Below are 16,949 nucleotides of genomic sequence, written 5' to 3' on the forward strand. Positions count from 1 at the left end.
ATTTTATTTGGTACAAATATATTTAACATCCACATTCAGATCGAATGACCTCATGAGGATTGCTTTTTGTTCTCCGCGTATGGAAAACCCCTTTCCCGGAAAATATTCTATAATCTGCACAGATGAAAAAATAAATGAGTTGATTTTCTTGGTGATATAAATGCGCTGTATCTCATTTTGCCTCATCTCGATGATCATGGATTTCACATTTACCTTTTCCGAAAGCGCCCTGTATTGGACGGAAGTAATACCGGAAACGGTTGTTTTAACCGTATCGGCAAAAAACCTGCCCTTCCATGCCGGTTTATTGATATCACAATCCATCAAAGGTTCCAGCTCTTTCTTCCAGTCAATGGAATCCAGCAGTCTGGTTTCTTTATTGGCATTCAGGTACACTGATTTTTCTTCTCGGCAGTTGTTTAATGTATTATTCTTTACATCCGTTTTCACCAGGGTTGTTATGTCAAAATAATTTACGGCTAGGGCGGAAGCATCTTGTTCTGTATGATTGCAGGAATATATAAGAAGAATACAGAGCATAAATAACAATTGTTTGTCATCCACCTTGCAGATAAAAGACCTGCAAAACATACCGATACTATTTTTACTGATGCTCATATTCCTATTAATACCGTTCCGTCCATTTTTTCCGGTACGGGGAGTTTCATTACCTTTAAAATCGTTGGTGCAATATCGGCCAGTTTCCCGGGTTGCATAGGATTCTTGTAATGATTACTTATCAAAAATAAAGGGACTATATTTTTGGTATGCGCCGTATTGGGTGTTCCGTCTTCATTGACGATATAATCAGAATTTCCATGATCCGCCGTCAGGAAGATGGAATAATCCTTTTCCAATGCTTTCGTCACCACCTGCCCCACACAGGCATCTACCGTTTCTGCAGCCCTGATTGCCGCACCAAACACACCGGTATGTCCTACCATATCGGTGTTGGCAAAATTCAGACATATAAAATGCGGCTCCTGTTTATCCATGTATTCTATGACGGCATCCGTTACCTCTTGCGCGCTCATTTCCGGCTGCAGGTCATACGTGGCCACTTTGGGAGATGGAATCATGATGCGTTCTTCGCCGGCAAACAGGTCCTCTCTTCCACCTGAAAAGAAAAATGTCACATGCGGATATTTTTCCGTTTCAGCAATCCGCAATTGAGTGAGTCCATTCTTTGATATGACTTCCCCCAGTGAATCCGGTATATTATCTTTCCCGAAAATAGCTTTTACATTTTTAAACTTCTCATCGTAGATGGTCATTGTTACATAATACAAAGGCATCGTATACATACCGTTATCCGGCATATCCTGCTGCGTGAGCACAGTGGTAATTTCCCGGCATCTGTCTGTTCTGAAATTAAAACAAATCACCACATCATCTGACTGAATGGTGGCTAAAGGTTCACCGCTCTCATGGACGATGACTGCCGGTTTTATAAACTCGTCCGTTACTTCATTTTGGTAAGAGGCATTTATAGCTGAAACAGCATCCTGAAATTTTTCTCCTGTTCCGTTCAGCAGTAAATCATACGCCAGTTTTATACGCTCCCAACGCTTATCTCTGTCCATGGCGTAGTACCGGCCGCAGATCGAAGCTATTTTTGTCGGTGTATTTCTGCAAAAATCATCCAGGTCTGTCAGAAATTTAAGTCCGCTCCTGGGGTCGGTATCCCTGCCGTCAGTAAAAGCATGCACATAACTTTTTTGTACGCCGTTTTCTTTTGTTGCTTTTATCAATGACTTCAAATGACTGCTGTGAGAGTGTATTCCTCCATCCGACACCAGTCCCATAAAATGCACCTGTTTATTGTTGGATCTGGCATACTTGAAAGCATCCTTTAAGACTTCATTCTCCGCCAATTCTCCCGTTTGCACCTTTCTGTTAATCAACATCAGATCCTGATAAACCACTCTGCCGGCGCCTAAATTCATGTGTCCGACTTCGGAATTGCCCATCTGGTCATCCGGCAGCCCTACATAGGCACCATGTGTAAGCAATCCGGTATTTGGATATTTCAGGTATAAACTATCTGTAAAAGGTGTATTGGCCGCTTCAATGGCACTGGAGGCAGGGTTACGGTTAATGCCCCAACCATCCATAATTATTAACATTGCTTTTGGTTGTTTAGACTCCACGTGTTAATTTTTATAAAATTTTTCTATTTTTAGACATTCTTTGGCACAAAATGTGCGCTACGAATTACGAAAATACAATTTTATGAAGGTTTTCAAGCCAATATCAATATTTATATTTTGTTTACTTTTTAGTTCAATCGTATTGGCGCAAGACATCACCTCTTCCATTCCGGCAGCCATAAAAACAGGAAACGCCGCTTCGATTGCTAAAAACTTTGATAAAAGGGTAGATATCACCATTGAAGAGAATGCCGATAACTACAGCAATATTCAGGCGGAGATGATACTGAAATCTTTTCTAGGAAAATTTTCAACCCGTGATTTCAATGTATTGCATAAAGGCACCTCTCCGGACGGCGCTCAATATACCATTGGGAGTTTAAAAACTAATTCAGGCACTTACAGAACCTACATCTACATCAAAAAATCCGGCGGTGTCAATTATATTCAGGAAATCCGTTTTGAAAAGGAATAGTGCTGACAGATGTCATCAGTAATTAGTGGTTGGAAAATTTTATTACTTTTGACTATGATAAATGAGCAAGAACTCCGTCAATTTATTGAAAACGCACTCCACGAAGATGTTCGCGAGGGAGACCATTCTTCTTTAGCCTCCATTGATAAGGACACGCAGGGCAAAGCACGGTTACTGGTAAAGGATAATGGCATCTTATGCGGTATTGATGTGGCAAAAGCTGTTTTTGGGGCAGTTGACACGAACCTGACGATGGATATCCATATCTCGGAAGGCAATGCGGTCCGATACGGTGACGTCGCTTTTCACGTTTATGGAAGTGCGATTTCCATTCTGACTGCGGAGCGGCTGGTACTGAACTGTATGCAGCGCATGAGCGGGATTGCAACCAGAACGAGTGAATATGTAAAAGCGGTTGAAGACACTTCTGCCAAAGTGATTGATACTCGAAAAACAACGCCCAATCTTCGTTTTTTGGAAAAATATGCAGTCACTGTGGGCGGCGGATTCAATCACAGGTTCGGCTTGTATGACATGATTATGCTGAAAGACAATCATATCGATTTTTGCGGCGGTATCACAAAGGCTGTTCAGAAAGTACACGAATACCTGAAAGCCCATGCGTTGAATCTAAGAATTGAAGTGGAAACAAGAAATCTGGATAATGTCAGAGAAGTGATGCAATGCGGCGGTATTGACCGGATTATGCTGGATAATTTTACGCCTGAACTGGTAAAAGAGGCCATCCAGATTATCAATGGAAAATTTGAAACAGAAGCCAGCGGAGGTATTACGCTGGATACCATCCGTTCGTTTGCGGAAACAGGAGTCGATTTTATTTCTGTGGGTGCATTGACGCATTCCGTAAAAAGTCTTGACCTGAGTTTAAAAGCAGAAATAAATTAATGTATGAAATCCTGTATCCTGGTATTATTCACGCTGATGTTTAACGTATCCTTTTCTCAGGGAGAAAACGACATACTGCGCATCAGAACGATGACCGAATATGTGAATACCCACCTGGGCGATTTCAAAAAAGCCAGCCTCAAAACTGCAGGCCCTGCGGATGCTGAAAAAAAAGAAATTGAAATCTATACGTCAGAGCCCAATACTATACGGCTAATTACAGAGACTTACCCTTCTGAAACCGGAAAAACCATCATCCGCGACTATCTGGAAAATGGTGAACCTTATTTTGTACTCAAAGAATATTATACATACAATGTTCCCATCACCGATACCAAATTTGACATTCAGAAATCCGAAAAAAAAGAAGTGAGTTATTTTTTTTAAAACGGACGAGTCATAAAATGGATGACCGGTAAGAAAACAAATAAATTCGACAAAGCCTCTGCCATTGTCGAGAATAACATTATTGAAAACATCCGTTCGATTGTTTCAGAATACGAAAAGGCCGGTGCACCCTAACTTATGTCCGTAAAATCAGAACGGAAATCTCTTTACAACAAAAGAAATCATGAAAAAGAAAATACGATTTATCGTTAACCCCGAATCAGGCACTACTTTAGGCGGCCGTTTTTCAGAGCGACTGGTGAAAAAAAACCTGGATTTACAAAAGTTTGATTATGATATCTATACTACCCGGTATGCCGGACACGCCATCAAGATTGCACAGCAATCACTGATAGAGAATATTGATATTATCGCCGTCGCCGGAGGCGACGGAACACAAAATGAGGTGGGGCAGGTATTGGTGAATAAACCCGTTATCATGGCGAGTATTCCTACCGGCTCCGGAAATGCCAATGCCCGTAAATTGAATATTCCGATTGATGTTGCCCAATCCATACAACTGCTCAATACGGGAAAGCCGTTTAAAATCGACGCACTGATTTTGAACGGACAGCCTTTTTTTATGACGGCCGGTATCGGCTATGATGCCAAGGTGGTGGAACAGTTTAATAAGATTCCGTTTCGCGGAGTGGGTGCATACCTAACCGGCGTTCTGAGCACCGCCTTTACCTACAAGCTGCCCCGTTTTACGATTGAAATCGACAACGAACCTATCATTGAAACCACTGCCTTTACGGTACTCATCACTTCCACCGGGCAACTCGGATACAATGTGGAATTTTCACATAACAGCATATTGAACGATGGTAAATTTGAAATCACCCTAGTCAAGGATTTTGACAGAAAACAGGTACCGCAGTTAATTTATGAATGTTTTTTCGGCGATATCTCCACACAGCCCATGATTGAATCCTACCGGGTGAATAAGGTATTGAAAATCAGAGCGGATAAAATTGAGAGCATACAAATGGACGGCGACTATAAAGGCCAAACGAATTATATAGAAGTTACCTGTAAGAAACATGCACTGAATTTTATGGTGGATAAGGATTTTAAGATATAGGAATAAAAAGTAAGGAATCGTAACAAAAAGCTATATATGACAAAAAACTGGAAAGAGCGTTTGGGAACGGTGTACTCCACCAATCCGGATTTCAACTACAGCATTCAGGGTGGTGAGGAAGCAGAAACACTTCCTAAGGAAAAGCAATTGCTCTATGTATCCTTAGACTCTAAACAGCGCAAGGGAAAAACCGTCACCTTGATTCAAAACTATATCGGCAAAGCCGAAGACCTGGAAATACTGGCCAAACTGCTGAAAACCAGATGCGGTGTGGGCGGCTCCGCTAAAGACGGAGAAATCGTCCTGCAAGGTGACTTTAAACAAAAAATTAAGGAGTTGCTGGAAAAAGAAGGCTATAAGGTAAAATTGAAATAATGGATAATTTAATTTCCGGTGGAAGTATAAAACAATGAATCTGGAACAGGACATAAAACAGTTAGCATCCAATGCCCTGAAAAACAAGAAAGCGCATCAGAAATTAATTACGGAGTTAAAGAAATTAAAACCGTTTGATGTCGACGAATTATTTCACACACAACATGAAGAGGTATTTGCAGAAACAGACTGCCTGCAATGTGCCAACTGCTGCAAAACCACACCGCCGTTATTGCTGAATGAAGACATCAATCGCATCAGTAAAGCGTTGAATATTCCTGTAAAAAGGATGATGGTGGAATATGTTGTCCGCGATGCAGAAGGCGACCTGGTTTTCAACCAAACCCCCTGCCCGTTTCTGGGAAAGGATAATTACTGCACCATCTATGATGTTCGTCCGAATGCCTGCCGGGAATATCCGCATACCAACCGAAAGAAAATGCACCATATCCTGGATTTAACGGTTACCAACGCCGGCATCTGCCCGGCTGTAGTGAAAATACTGGATAACATACAGGCTACCCTGCTTTCCGACTGAAACGATTTTCTGTTTAAAATCTGACTATTTACGGATGATTACTGACCGACAAGGGCAATGACGGATACCCTACGCATTGACTGCCTGACCTAAAATACAAGCGCCTGTTTAGAATTAAACTCCATTCACTCACTGATTTTTCCATTTACTCACCGTATTCCATATCATCGAGATACAGGATATACCTTTACAGCATCAAACAAACAAAAACCATAAACAACTGAAACCATAAAACTAGGAAAACCACTTAACCATGGAAACGACCTTGTCTGCACAGCATTTGCAGGCAAGGTTAATTCTTATTAGAATTTTATTTCGCAAACAATTTTAGAATCTTATCCCAGAACCAGTTTTCCTCCGCTTTGAAAATGCCTTCTATCAGCCTGTCTACATTCAACGCCAGGCGGTGCACATCTTTCACCATCTTTTGGAAATGTTTCATTTCCTCCGTCTTGGGAAGATTGTCTATCTGTTTGATTTCTTCCAGTAGCTTCAGTATCGGGTCCAGTTCACGCGTTTTTCGGATTTTAGCGACCTGCTTCGCAATCTTCCATACATCTTTCTCTCCCACAAAGTAGTCCCGGCGTTCCCCATGTTTAAACACCTTGCTCACCAATCCCCAGTCAATCAGTTCGCGGATATTCATATTCACATTTCCTCTCGAAATGGCCAGCTCTTCCATGATATCCTCCGTGCTGAGTTCTTCTCCGGAGACCATCATCAGCGCATGTATCTGCGCCATCGTCTTATTGATTCCCCATTGCGAGCCGAGGGCACCCCACGCCTGCACAAACTGCCGTTTTGCTTCTTTTACATTCATATCTCAAATATAATCATTACTTTATAACTTTCAATAACTTCTGAAAATTTGAGTACAAAATCCATTTAATCAATATTTATCCCGAATTCTCACTCAAAACGACCGCTTACTCATTTACTTGATTTAAATCAAAGATACCACGTAACATTGAAGAAGAAAAAATTACCATAAACAAACCATAAAACTATGATTAACCTCTTCTTCTAACAATCATAGTGATTTTAATAATTCTTAGTTGCGTGTAGCTTGGGTGCAATGCCCGGGCTTTTTTTTGCCTTTTACTCAACTAAATGACCGCTTACTCAGCAGCTTTGCCAATTCAAGACCGGGTTGATTAGATTTAGACTCAGAGTCATCATTTTCATAGAAGATGATATTTAGTTCATCCGCCGCACTTTTTTAAGTGCGGTTTTTTTATTTCATTTTCAGCCTGTTAGACTGTTGAAAAATAAAAACTGCCGGTTCGGGGCTTTCAAGGCCTTTCTGTTGTATTTTTAAGTTTCACATTTTCTACCCATTTTATGTGCGATTTTGCCCCCCTTCATTGTCATACGCAGTACTCACTGCTGGACGGCGCAGCCGATATTGATTCCATGATTAAAAAGGCAAAAGCGGACAATATGCCCGCCGTTGCCATCACCGACCACGGCAACATGTTCGGTGTCTTCAAGCATTTTGCCGCCTGCAAAAAACACGGTGTGAAGCCTATTCTAGGCTGCGAGGTATATGTGGTGGAAGACCGTTTTAATAAAAAATTCACCCGCGAACACAGAGATAAACGATTCCACCAGCTGTTGTTGGCAAAAAACGAAACCGGCTATAAAAACCTGATGAAGATCGTGTCGCAGGGGTTCATCGACGGTATCTATATGGATTTCCCACGCGTGGACAGGGAACTGATCAAACAATATAAAGAAGGTATTATTGCCACCACCTGTTGTATCGGAGCGGAAGTGCCGCAAACGATGATTTCAAAAGGGGTGGAAGCTGCGGAAAAAGTGTTTCTGGAATGGCTCGATATTTTCGGAGCGGATTATTACATCGAATTACAACGCCACGAAATTGACAATCTGGATGGCACCGGCTGGAGCCAGGAAGGCATCAACCAGGAGTTACTCAAATTCGCCGCAAAACACAAGGTGAAAGCCATTGCGACCAACGACTCGCACTATGTAGACCAGAAAGACAGCGAAGCGCATGATATTTTGCTGTGCCTCCAAACCGGCAAGGATTTCACTGACCCGGACCGCTTTAAGTTCCCGAACAATAAATTTTTCTTTAAGACGCAGTTTGAAATGAAGGAACTCTTTAAGGATGTTCCGCAGGCGATTGAAAATACACTGGAAATCGTGGAAAAAGTTCAATCCCTGAACTTGCAAAGAGATGTGCTCCTCCCCGCCTTTCAGCTGCCGGTTGGTTTCAAGGACCAAAATGAATACCTGAAATTTCTTACATTTGAAGGAGCACGCAGACGATGGGGTGAAATTTTACCCATCGACATTATCGACCGTCTGGACTTCGAGTTGAAAACCATTGAAAAGATGGGATTCCCGGGTTACTTCTTAATCGTGCAGGATTTCATCAATGAAGGCAGAAAGATGGGTGTTTCCATCGGGCCGGGCAGAGGTTCCGCAGCCGGTTCCGCAGTGGCATTTGCCATCGGCATTACAAATGTTGACCCCATCAAATACAACCTGCTCTTTGAGCGTTTCCTCAATCCCGACCGGATTTCCATGCCGGATATAGATATTGATTTCGACGATGAAGGCAGGGAGCGCGTGATTAATTATGTCATCGATAAATACGGCAAAAACCAGGTGGCGCAAATTATCACCTACGGCACCATGGCGGCAAAAAGCTCCATCAAAGATGTGGGACGTGTGTTGAAAGTGCCTTTATCCGAAACGGATAAAATGTCCAAGCTGGTGCCGGAGCGCCCGAAAATCACGCTGGCAGATGCCTATAAGGAAGTGGAAGAACTGCGCAGCTACCGTACTCTGGAAGAAAGCGATATGCGCTTTAAGACACTGAAACTGGCGGAAAACCTGGAAGGTTCCATCCGCAACAGAGGCATCCATGCATCCGCCGTCATCATCGCGCCGGACGACATCGTAAATTATGTACCGGTCTGTACCGCCAAGGACGCTGATTTACTGGTCACCCAGTTTGACGGCAACATCATTGAACAGGCCGGCATGCTGAAGATGGATTTTCTGGGGTTGAAAACCCTGACCATCCTGAGAGATGCCCTGCGTTTGATTGAAAAGAATCACGGCATTAAAATCAGCCTGGATGAAATCCCTTTAGACGATAAAAAAACATTTGAACTCTATCAGCACGGCGATACCATCGGCACGTTCCAGTTTGAAAGCCCGGGGATGCAAAAACACCTAAGGGATCTCAGGCCGGATAAATTTGACGATCTGATTGCTATGAATGCACTCTACCGCCCGGGCCCGATGAGCTATATTCCGAAATTTATTAACCGAAAACACGGCAGGGAAAAAATTCAGTATGATTTGCCGCAGATGGAAGAATACCTGCAGGAAACCTACGGCATTACCGTCTATCAGGAGCAGGTGATGTTGTTGTCGCAGAAACTGGCCGGCTTTTCCAAGGGCAAAGCGGACGAGTTGCGTAAAGCGATGGGCAAGAAAGACAGAGCCAAATTAGATTCGCTGAAACCGCTTTATGTCGAAGGATGCAAAGCCAATAATCTCAATGAAGAGATATGCCTGAAAATATGGGTGGACTGGGAAAAATTTGCGGAATACGCTTTCAACAAATCGCATTCCACCTGTTATGCATTCGTCGCTTTCCAGACCGCGTACCTGAAAGCGCACTATCCTGCGGAATATATGGCGTCCGTATTATCGCACAACATGAGCGACATCAAACAGATCAATTTCTTCCTGAGTGAATGCCGAAGAATGGGCGTCCCTACACTGGGGCCGGATATCAACGAGAGCGATGTGAAGTTTTCCGTCAATAAAGCCGGTGAAATACGTTTTGCCCTCTCCGCTATCAAGGGTGTGGGTGAAGCCGCCGTTACGGATATCATCATCGAACGGGAAAAGGAAGGCGCATTTAAAAATATTTTTGATTTAACGAGACGCGTAAACTCCCGTACCGTCAATAAAAAGAATATTGAGGCACTGGCACAGGCAGGTGCTTTTGACAGCTTCCAGAATGTTCACCGTGCGCAATATTTTCATGTGTACAAGGACAATTCCTCTTTCATAGAGCTTGCCATAAAATTCGGCAATAATGTGAAAGAACAAAATTCGTCCACCGCCTTTTCACTGTTCGGCGATACCATCGATGCGCAAATACCAGAACCGGAAATACCACATGCCAATCCGTGGCAGCCATTTGAAAAGTTGCAGCGCGAAAAGGAAGTGATTGGCATTTATATTTCCGGGCATCCGCTGGATGATTTTGACCTGGAAATAAAACACTTTTCCAATACGGACTTCGAGAGTATTGAATATTACAAAGATAAGGATGTCAGCATCGTGTGCATGGTATCCTCCGTCAACAAACGCACCACCAAAAACGGCCGCCCCTGGGCTTCCGTAGTACTGGAAGACATCAGCTGCACTCTGGAAATCGCCTTATTCGGCGAAGATTACAACAAATTCATCGCCTTCCTCGATCCGGGCAACCGGATACTGGTTAAAGGCACGTATAAGAAAAGTTTCCGGGACGAGAATACCTATGAACTCCGAATCCACCAGATGGAATTCCTGCAGGATGTGCTCGATAAATTTGCCCGGGGAATCCGCCTGTACATGCACTACAAAGACCTGGATGAGGAAAAAATAGAACGAATCTTTAAAGTCGTCAGCAAACACAAAGGCAAAAAGGCATTTTCCATTTACCTGTTCGACGACAATGACCAACCGCTTACCTTTCATTCCGGGAAGACGGGTGTAAGTATCAGAAAAGAGCTTTTCACACAGCTCAACGCAATACCAAATGTAGCGGTAAAACTGATTGTCTGATTAAACATCTAACTATATGGCCATTCCAACACAATACCAGACCGTGATACCCTATCTGTTGCTGAAAGATGTGTTAGGGTTTCTGGATTTCGTACGCGAATTATTCGATGCAGAAATCGTACACCGGCATATGCACGATGACACCCATGTGGCGCATGCAGAAATTAAGATAGGCAACGCCACCATCATGTGCGGAACCTCCAATGAGGAATGGCCGCCCATGCATTCCAGTCTGTTCATCTATGTGGAAGACGCGGATATATCTTATCAAAAGGCATTGACACTGGGCGCCTCCGGCGTCATGGAACTCAGCAACCAGGATTATGGCAGAACCTGCGGCGTGAAAGATATGTACGGAAACACCTGGTGGATCACATCTGTCTAAGCAACCTGTAAGCAGTATTTAGCAGGCAGAAGGCAGTGATTTAACTATAGTACTAGGTGTACTTTTTATTCATGCCGGGTGCTGTGGAAAAAACTTGGCACAGCGATTGTCATACGCTTTTCAACAAACTATTTCCTTTATGGAATGACCCTGATGTCAATGTAATTTATTACGAAGGATTGGGCGAATTCCATAAACGACATTGATCACACTAAAAGCATCTTTATGAAAAAAGCATTTACACTCGCCCTTTCCATTGTCATCAGCAGTTCGATGTTCGCTGCTGCGGATTTTTACCTGAAATTAAATTCCAATGGAAATTACACGGTCAGCCTGAACAACCAGACACAGACCTCAGCCTCCAACATTTTCCGGTTCAACAACCTGGCCCCTGGAAATTATTTACTGAAAGTTCAGCAAGACGGCTTGTACGGACGCATCCTTTACAATCAACCCGTCAGCTTAGCGGATGGCTACCGGACCGCAGCCGAAATGAATCCGAATTTCGTCCTCAGCATCATCGACAAAATGCCGCTGATACAAAATGCATGGTATCAGGATGGCCTGACGGGTTATCCCAACCATCCGCCATATGGCAACGGGCAAAACCAGCCTTATCCCCCAAAGCCGCATTACCCAAAACCAAAAGATCCGAAAGGCTGCAACCACAGCTGTCCGTATCACAATGGCTACAACGGAAATGGCTACGGGCAATATTATCCTAATTATCCCAATCCGTATTCCGGCAATAACGGCAATTACTACAACATGAAACTGATGGACGAAGCCGGTATGCAAAGCCTGATGCAAACCATGAAAAATGTTTCGTTTGATGACAAGATGTACAACATTGCTAAAACGGCGTTAAAAAACAGAAGTGTTAAAACCAGTCAGGTACATCAGTTGCTGCAGTTGTTTTCCTTTGAAAAATACAAGCTGGACTTAGCCAAACATTTGTACGACAAAACCATTGATAAGGAAGACTATTACACGCTCTACAATGATTTTGATTTTGATTCTTACAGTTCACAACTGGATAAGTACATCAATTCAAAATAACAGCTATTCACCATTATTAAAAAAAGCGTTCCGATGGAACGCTTTTTTTGATCAGCTTATGCCGAGTAGCTGCCCGGGAAATTATAGAAAGACTGTTTTCTGTCTTCCGGCAGGCAGGCGCTGCGTCCGCAAGGACGGCAAACAAATTCGTAAGGAGAGCTTAAAGGCAGTATTTAATAATTAGAAACCCTGTTAGTGTGTTACCACACACCGCATTTTTTGCAGAAGATGGCATCGTAAGCCGTTTCAATTACGGCAATGGTATGCGCGAAATCGTGGTTCAATCCCAAATCCCTTAATACCCTGTAATAGTTGCTGAAATTAGTGGCATCAAAATCATCTCTACGGACGGCGTTCTTTGACTTTGGCGCCAATGGATACTCATTCAGCGCAATATCCCAGTAGGTGCCGCTTTCTTCAAAAAGCAAAATCATGGCTTCCAGTTCTTTTCCCACCAGGGTATCTTTAATCGATTCAGCTGCCTGTATACGCAGCTTATGAAAATCTTCCGCAGATTCCGCAGTGAACTTTTTGCCGGCCCTTATCCTATTCAATTCGGCAAGATACTTCAGAACCGTTTCATCCTGCCTGAATGGTTTTCCCATTCTGGCGGCATACAGAGCCAATATATCTATATGTTTCACAGTATCCATTCCCAATGCGCCATAGACCTCATTCAGATGCGCACCCTGTTCGCTGACCGTTTGTGTAATGGAAGCGAAAACCTTGTCAGGCGCCAATTTTCCATTCCCTAATTTATTTATAACTGGCTGAATGGCTTTGGTATGCCAGGTATGCATATTTGACCTGTAATTATGATAGTCACAGGCTTTAGCATATATAAATCCACAGAGCAGAACAGCACAAGAAATAATAATTTTTTTCATGGAGGGGAATTTTTTGTTTGATGTTAAAGATAAACCTGCTAAAGGTGAGCTGATTGCAGCCAAAATTATGCCAAATAAACCTGAAAATCAACACAGCCGTTAAATTAATCAATTCACTATGGTATATACACTTCTCCTATCCACCCGTACAATTTAATGATGTCCGTCCCGTTTACCTTCATGTCAGCATTAAAGATACAGAATACAGTCTATACGTTAAACTTTTTGATTAAATTACCATCTAACGAATACCATGTTCCTGAAAAAGTGGTTTACCATCATACTCGTCACATTTGCATGCAGTATCCATGCACAACCGACGTATTTTCCACCTTTGTCCGGAACGACATGGGACACATTGTCGCCGAACCGTCTGGGCTGGTGCCAGCCAAAAATTGATTCCCTCTACAACTACCTTGAAAGTACCGGTACCGATGCTTTCATCATCCTGAAAGACGGCAAAATCGTTTTGGAAAAATATTTCGGCCTCTTCACGCAGGACTCCATTCATTACTGGGCTTCCGCGGGAAAAAGTTTAACGGCGATGATGGTAGGTATCGCACAGCAAAAAGGATTGTTGAACATCAACGACTCCGTTTCCAGATACCTGGGGGTGGGATGGACCAGCGAAACACGCCAGAAAGAAAAACTGATTACCATCAAAAGCCTGCTGACCATGACCGGCGGAATGGACGACCAGCCCGCATCACCCTGCGACAACCTAAGCCAGTTGCCGGCCTGCCTGCAATACAAGGCCGATGCCGGCACCAGATGGTCTTACCATACGGGTGCCTACCGGAAACTGGAAGATGTGGTAAGCACCGTTACCGGACAAAATTATACGGCTGCCACCAATACCTTTATCGGCAGCAAGATTGGTATGAACGGACTATGGTTTCAGAGCGTGTATTACAGTAAACCACGCGACATGGCACGTTTCGGATTATTGGCGCTGAACAAAGGTATCTGGCACAATGATACGGTATTAAGGGACACCGCCTATTACCGGGCGATGACCAACACCTCCCAAAATTTCAATCTATCCTATGGTTATTTGTGGTGGCTGAACGGCAAAGCCTCCGCCATGGTGCCGTATTCCCAAATCGTGTTTCCGGTGAAACTGATCCGTAATGCACCCGATGACCTGATTTGTGCACTGGGCAAAAACGACCAGAAGATTTATGTGGTGCCGAGCCAAAAGATGGTGATTGTGCGCGTGGGCGGTTCGGCTTATGAGGCGGATGCCGTCTCCACCTACGATACCCTCATCTGGAGTTATATCAACAGACTGAGTGATGGCTGCATGGCTTCCACTGTTATAGAAAACAAAATTGCACCTGACCTGAGACTCTTTCCGAACCCCGCCAATAATTTTATCACCTTCAGGGGCATGATGGAAACAAGCACCACTCATTACATCATTACCAACCTATACGGACAAACCATTTCCGAAGGCGATACACAGAACCACACGCTGGACATTTCAGCATTGAGTGCCGGAACCTATATCCTAATGCTGCAAAACGAAGGACGGACGGCCACCGGGCAATTCATTAAACTGTAAACCTGGCCGGTTCGCCAAAAATATGCTACTTTTGCCGCATACCCATAACAGATGGACACCTTTGAAATTAAAGACGAACTCATTTTGCTGAACCAGTTGCTGAAAGTGCTGAACTGGTGCGAAAGCGGAGCGCTGGCGAATGCTGCCATTGAAGAAGGGCTGGTGAAAGTAAACGGCCAAACGGAACTGCGCAAACGCAACAAACTAACCAAAGGCGCGGTGGTGGAATTTGAGGGAAATAAGGTGAAGCTGGTATAAACAATTCTGTTTTGCGTCCTAAAAAAAGATTTTCATTATGGGCAAAGGCGTATGAAAAACGTTGTGATGCTTCAACGTATTGTTAAACACCCATTATGTATGATGCTCAGAGAGGTTAAACACATACGCAAAACGGGTACCCCTGAACCTAAAGTGTACCCAAAATACGCAATGCGCAAAACAAGTACACATTTGCATTATTTACTTGATTATCAATTAATAAGATTTATTTCTAACTATTTGAATAAATGCAACAATTGCTTATATTTATAAGTTAGCTGATATTTTATGACGACACACCAACACTACATACAGTACCATAACGCAGACAGATTAGGTAATTATCCGACACCTAAAACTGACTTCAAAACCAGCATTGACTTGTTGACGTTTGACAACAGCGTTAAATATGAAGCACAGTTTTACACTTCGAAAAAACTTGTAGAAAAAGCAGTTGGACAGTTTTGTTTTTTAATCGTTGGTAAGACAGAAAAAATCAAAAAATATTATTTGTGGTCATACTTTAGAATTGATGACTTTACAAAAGACCAAAATAAATATTACAACGTAAACGGGACTGGTTTTGACTTTCAGAAACCTATTTTACTAAATGAGCTTGACAACTTTACGGACTTTAGAAATTTTTGCGGGAATTTTGGTATTGGTTTTCAAAATATTGACAAACACATTTTCTGTTCGACCTTAATTTCATTGGCAGACCAAACCAAACTCGACATTCCGACAAATACAAATGTTCCAAACATTGCGGACGACTTAAAGCTTGCACTAAAACTACTTAACGAAAAAATGCAAAATGTTAGTCCAGAGAAAAGAATGGCAGAAGTTGAGCAGACTTTGCGTAAGGACAAACAAATTGTTGACCTATTCAAAAAAGTAAATAAATATAAATGTCAGTTTCCAGATTGCGACTCGTTAGTAATGACAGCAGACGGAACGAATTATGTTGAAGTTGCCCATATAAAACCAGTTAATCAAGGCGGACAAAGTATTCTTGGAAACATAATAGTTTTGTGTCCAAATCATCATAAAGAATTTGACTACGGTGTTTTAAAAATAGACGTGCAAACGGAAAATTTATTACAAGGACAGTTGAACGGAAAGACCTTTCAAATCGATACAGAATGAAAAAAACATCAGCTAACAGCACCTACCCAAAAGGCGGTGTTTCGTGTTCCAAAGACAGTTTTGTGGTTAATCAAACATTTGTTCTTCATTTCAAGTGTAGTGCTGGCAGACAGTTTTGTGCTTCGAAAACGCCAACTTCATAAACCCGCAAAACGTTACCGGTCATTGCTGAACGCAAACTAAAGGATAGATACACAGACAAAAATGACACCAATATTCTTCCGAACACCATTGTTATTTAGGGAGTGGTTAGAAAAAAACCATGAGAACGAAACTGAATTACTGGTTGGTTTTTACAAAGTAAATTCAGGCAAACAATCTATGACCTGGTCCCAGTCGGTTGATCAGGCAATTTGTTTCGGCTGGATTGACGGTGTCAAACATTCCATTGACAATTGCAGTTATCAAATACGTTTTACACCAAGAAAAAAATCAAGCATCTGGAGTGCGGTAAACATAAAAAAGGTTGAAACATTGACAGAGCAAGGGCTTATGACAAAACCAGGGCTGGAGAGTTTCAGGCACCGAACCGAAAGCAGATCAAAGCTATATGCTTTTGAAAACGAAGAGGTAAAGTTTTCGCCTGAACTTGAAAAATTATTTAAAGCGAATAAAGCAGCCTGGGACTATTTTCAATCTCTTGCACAAACTTACAGGAAACTTTCTTCCAATTGGGTAATGAGTGCAAAACAAGAAACAACAAGAATGAAAAGACTTCATGAACTTATTGCTGACAGTGAATTAAGGACGAATAAATGGAAACATAATAAATACAACAGGAAATGAAAAGCGGATGAGGTAGAACAACGAACCGCAAACAGCACATTTGCAGCAGGCGCCAAACCGATATCGGCATTTTCAAAAATTATGATTCTTTAAACCTGCCGGAAATCCAAAACCTTTCCATATAT

The 16,949-nt window shown here is 42.6% G+C and carries 17 protein-coding genes; 13 read left to right on the top strand and 4 right to left on the bottom strand.

What is annotated here, in order from left to right; translation table 11 throughout:
- Positions 1-3: 3 nt before the first annotated feature.
- Positions 4-618 carry a hypothetical protein gene (locus IPM95_04800; GenBank protein MBK9328634.1) on the bottom strand — a complete coding sequence of 205 codons (615 nt, stop codon included), beginning with the start codon at positions 616-618 and terminating at the stop codon, positions 4-6.
- Complete coding sequence (locus tag IPM95_04805; protein MBK9328635.1) at positions 615-2,126, bottom strand: 2,3-bisphosphoglycerate-independent phosphoglycerate mutase; 1,512 nt, start codon at positions 2,124-2,126, stop codon at positions 615-617. Before IPM95_04805 ends, IPM95_04800 begins: the two co-directional genes overlap by 4 nt.
- Positions 2,127-2,292: 166 nt before the next feature.
- Here IPM95_04805 and IPM95_04810 point away from each other — a divergent pair, with 166 nt between their 5' ends.
- The 6 genes from IPM95_04810 to IPM95_04835 all read left to right on the top strand — a co-directional run bounded on the left by IPM95_04810 (position 2,293) and on the right by IPM95_04835 (position 5,915).
- Positions 2,293-2,625 (top strand): DUF4783 domain-containing protein, encoded by a 333-nt coding sequence (locus IPM95_04810; GenBank protein MBK9328636.1) that lies wholly within the window; start codon positions 2,293-2,295, stop codon positions 2,623-2,625.
- Positions 2,626-2,679: 54 nt separating this feature from the next.
- Positions 2,680-3,531 carry a carboxylating nicotinate-nucleotide diphosphorylase gene (gene nadC / locus IPM95_04815; protein MBK9328637.1) on the top strand — a complete coding sequence of 284 codons (852 nt, stop codon included), beginning with the start codon at positions 2,680-2,682 and terminating at the stop codon, positions 3,529-3,531.
- 3 nt (positions 3,532-3,534) lie between these two features.
- Entirely contained in the window at positions 3,535-3,918 is a 384-nt protein-coding gene (locus IPM95_04820) for a hypothetical protein (GenBank protein ID MBK9328638.1), read from the top strand.
- Between the two features lie 184 nt (positions 3,919-4,102).
- Complete coding sequence (locus IPM95_04825) at positions 4,103-5,002, top strand: diacylglycerol kinase family lipid kinase (GenBank protein MBK9328639.1); 900 nt, start codon at positions 4,103-4,105, stop codon at positions 5,000-5,002.
- A gap of 36 nt (positions 5,003-5,038) precedes the next feature.
- Positions 5,039-5,377: a translation initiation factor gene (locus IPM95_04830; GenBank protein MBK9328640.1), complete on the top strand. Its 339-nt coding sequence runs from the start codon at positions 5,039-5,041 to the stop codon at positions 5,375-5,377.
- Positions 5,378-5,411: 34 nt separating this feature from the next.
- Entirely contained in the window at positions 5,412-5,915 is a 504-nt protein-coding gene (locus tag IPM95_04835; protein ID MBK9328641.1) for a YkgJ family cysteine cluster protein, read from the top strand.
- Positions 5,916-6,225: 310 nt separating this feature from the next.
- Here the strand turns inward: IPM95_04835 and IPM95_04840 are convergent, their stop codons facing one another.
- Positions 6,226-6,735 (bottom strand): transcriptional regulator, encoded by a 510-nt coding sequence (locus IPM95_04840; GenBank protein MBK9328642.1) that lies wholly within the window; start codon positions 6,733-6,735, stop codon positions 6,226-6,228.
- 521 nt (positions 6,736-7,256) lie between these two features.
- Here IPM95_04840 and dnaE point away from each other — a divergent pair.
- The 3 genes from dnaE to IPM95_04855 all read left to right on the top strand — a co-directional run bounded on the left by dnaE (position 7,257) and on the right by IPM95_04855 (position 12,183).
- Positions 7,257-10,739, top strand: coding sequence for a DNA polymerase III subunit alpha (gene dnaE, locus IPM95_04845; protein ID MBK9328643.1), 3,483 nt, complete (start codon positions 7,257-7,259; stop codon positions 10,737-10,739).
- A 16-nt stretch (positions 10,740-10,755) separates the two neighbouring features.
- Complete coding sequence (locus IPM95_04850; GenBank protein ID MBK9328644.1) at positions 10,756-11,124, top strand: VOC family protein; 369 nt, start codon at positions 10,756-10,758, stop codon at positions 11,122-11,124.
- A 225-nt stretch (positions 11,125-11,349) separates the two neighbouring features.
- The gene (locus tag IPM95_04855; GenBank protein ID MBK9328645.1) at positions 11,350-12,183 is read left to right on the top strand and encodes a DUF4476 domain-containing protein; all 834 of its coding nucleotides are present in this window, start codon (positions 11,350-11,352) and stop codon (positions 12,181-12,183) included.
- Positions 12,184-12,383: 200 nt separating this feature from the next.
- Here IPM95_04855 and IPM95_04860 read toward each other — a convergent pair whose 3' ends face one another.
- Positions 12,384-13,070 (bottom strand): hypothetical protein, encoded by a 687-nt coding sequence (locus IPM95_04860; GenBank protein ID MBK9328646.1) that lies wholly within the window; start codon positions 13,068-13,070, stop codon positions 12,384-12,386.
- A 253-nt stretch (positions 13,071-13,323) separates the two neighbouring features.
- On the opposite strand from IPM95_04860, the gene IPM95_04865 reads away from it, so the two are divergent.
- The 4 genes from IPM95_04865 (at position 13,324) to IPM95_04880 (ending at position 16,824) form a co-directional block, all read left to right on the top strand.
- The gene (locus tag IPM95_04865; GenBank protein ID MBK9328647.1) at positions 13,324-14,634 is read left to right on the top strand and encodes a serine hydrolase; all 1,311 of its coding nucleotides are present in this window, start codon (positions 13,324-13,326) and stop codon (positions 14,632-14,634) included.
- A gap of 51 nt (positions 14,635-14,685) precedes the next feature.
- Positions 14,686-14,892 carry an RNA-binding S4 domain-containing protein gene (locus IPM95_04870; protein ID MBK9328648.1) on the top strand — a complete coding sequence of 69 codons (207 nt, stop codon included), beginning with the start codon at positions 14,686-14,688 and terminating at the stop codon, positions 14,890-14,892.
- A gap of 288 nt (positions 14,893-15,180) precedes the next feature.
- Positions 15,181-16,038: an HNH endonuclease gene (locus IPM95_04875; GenBank protein ID MBK9328649.1), complete on the top strand. Its 858-nt coding sequence runs from the start codon at positions 15,181-15,183 to the stop codon at positions 16,036-16,038.
- 204 nt (positions 16,039-16,242) lie between these two features.
- Positions 16,243-16,824 carry a YdeI/OmpD-associated family protein gene (locus IPM95_04880; protein MBK9328650.1) on the top strand — a complete coding sequence of 194 codons (582 nt, stop codon included), beginning with the start codon at positions 16,243-16,245 and terminating at the stop codon, positions 16,822-16,824.
- The last annotated feature ends 125 nt before the right edge of the window (positions 16,825-16,949 follow it).

This window comes from Sphingobacteriales bacterium, assembly GCA_016719635.1.
In the GTDB taxonomy this organism is placed as follows: domain Bacteria; phylum Bacteroidota; class Bacteroidia; order Chitinophagales; family JADIYW01; genus JADJSS01.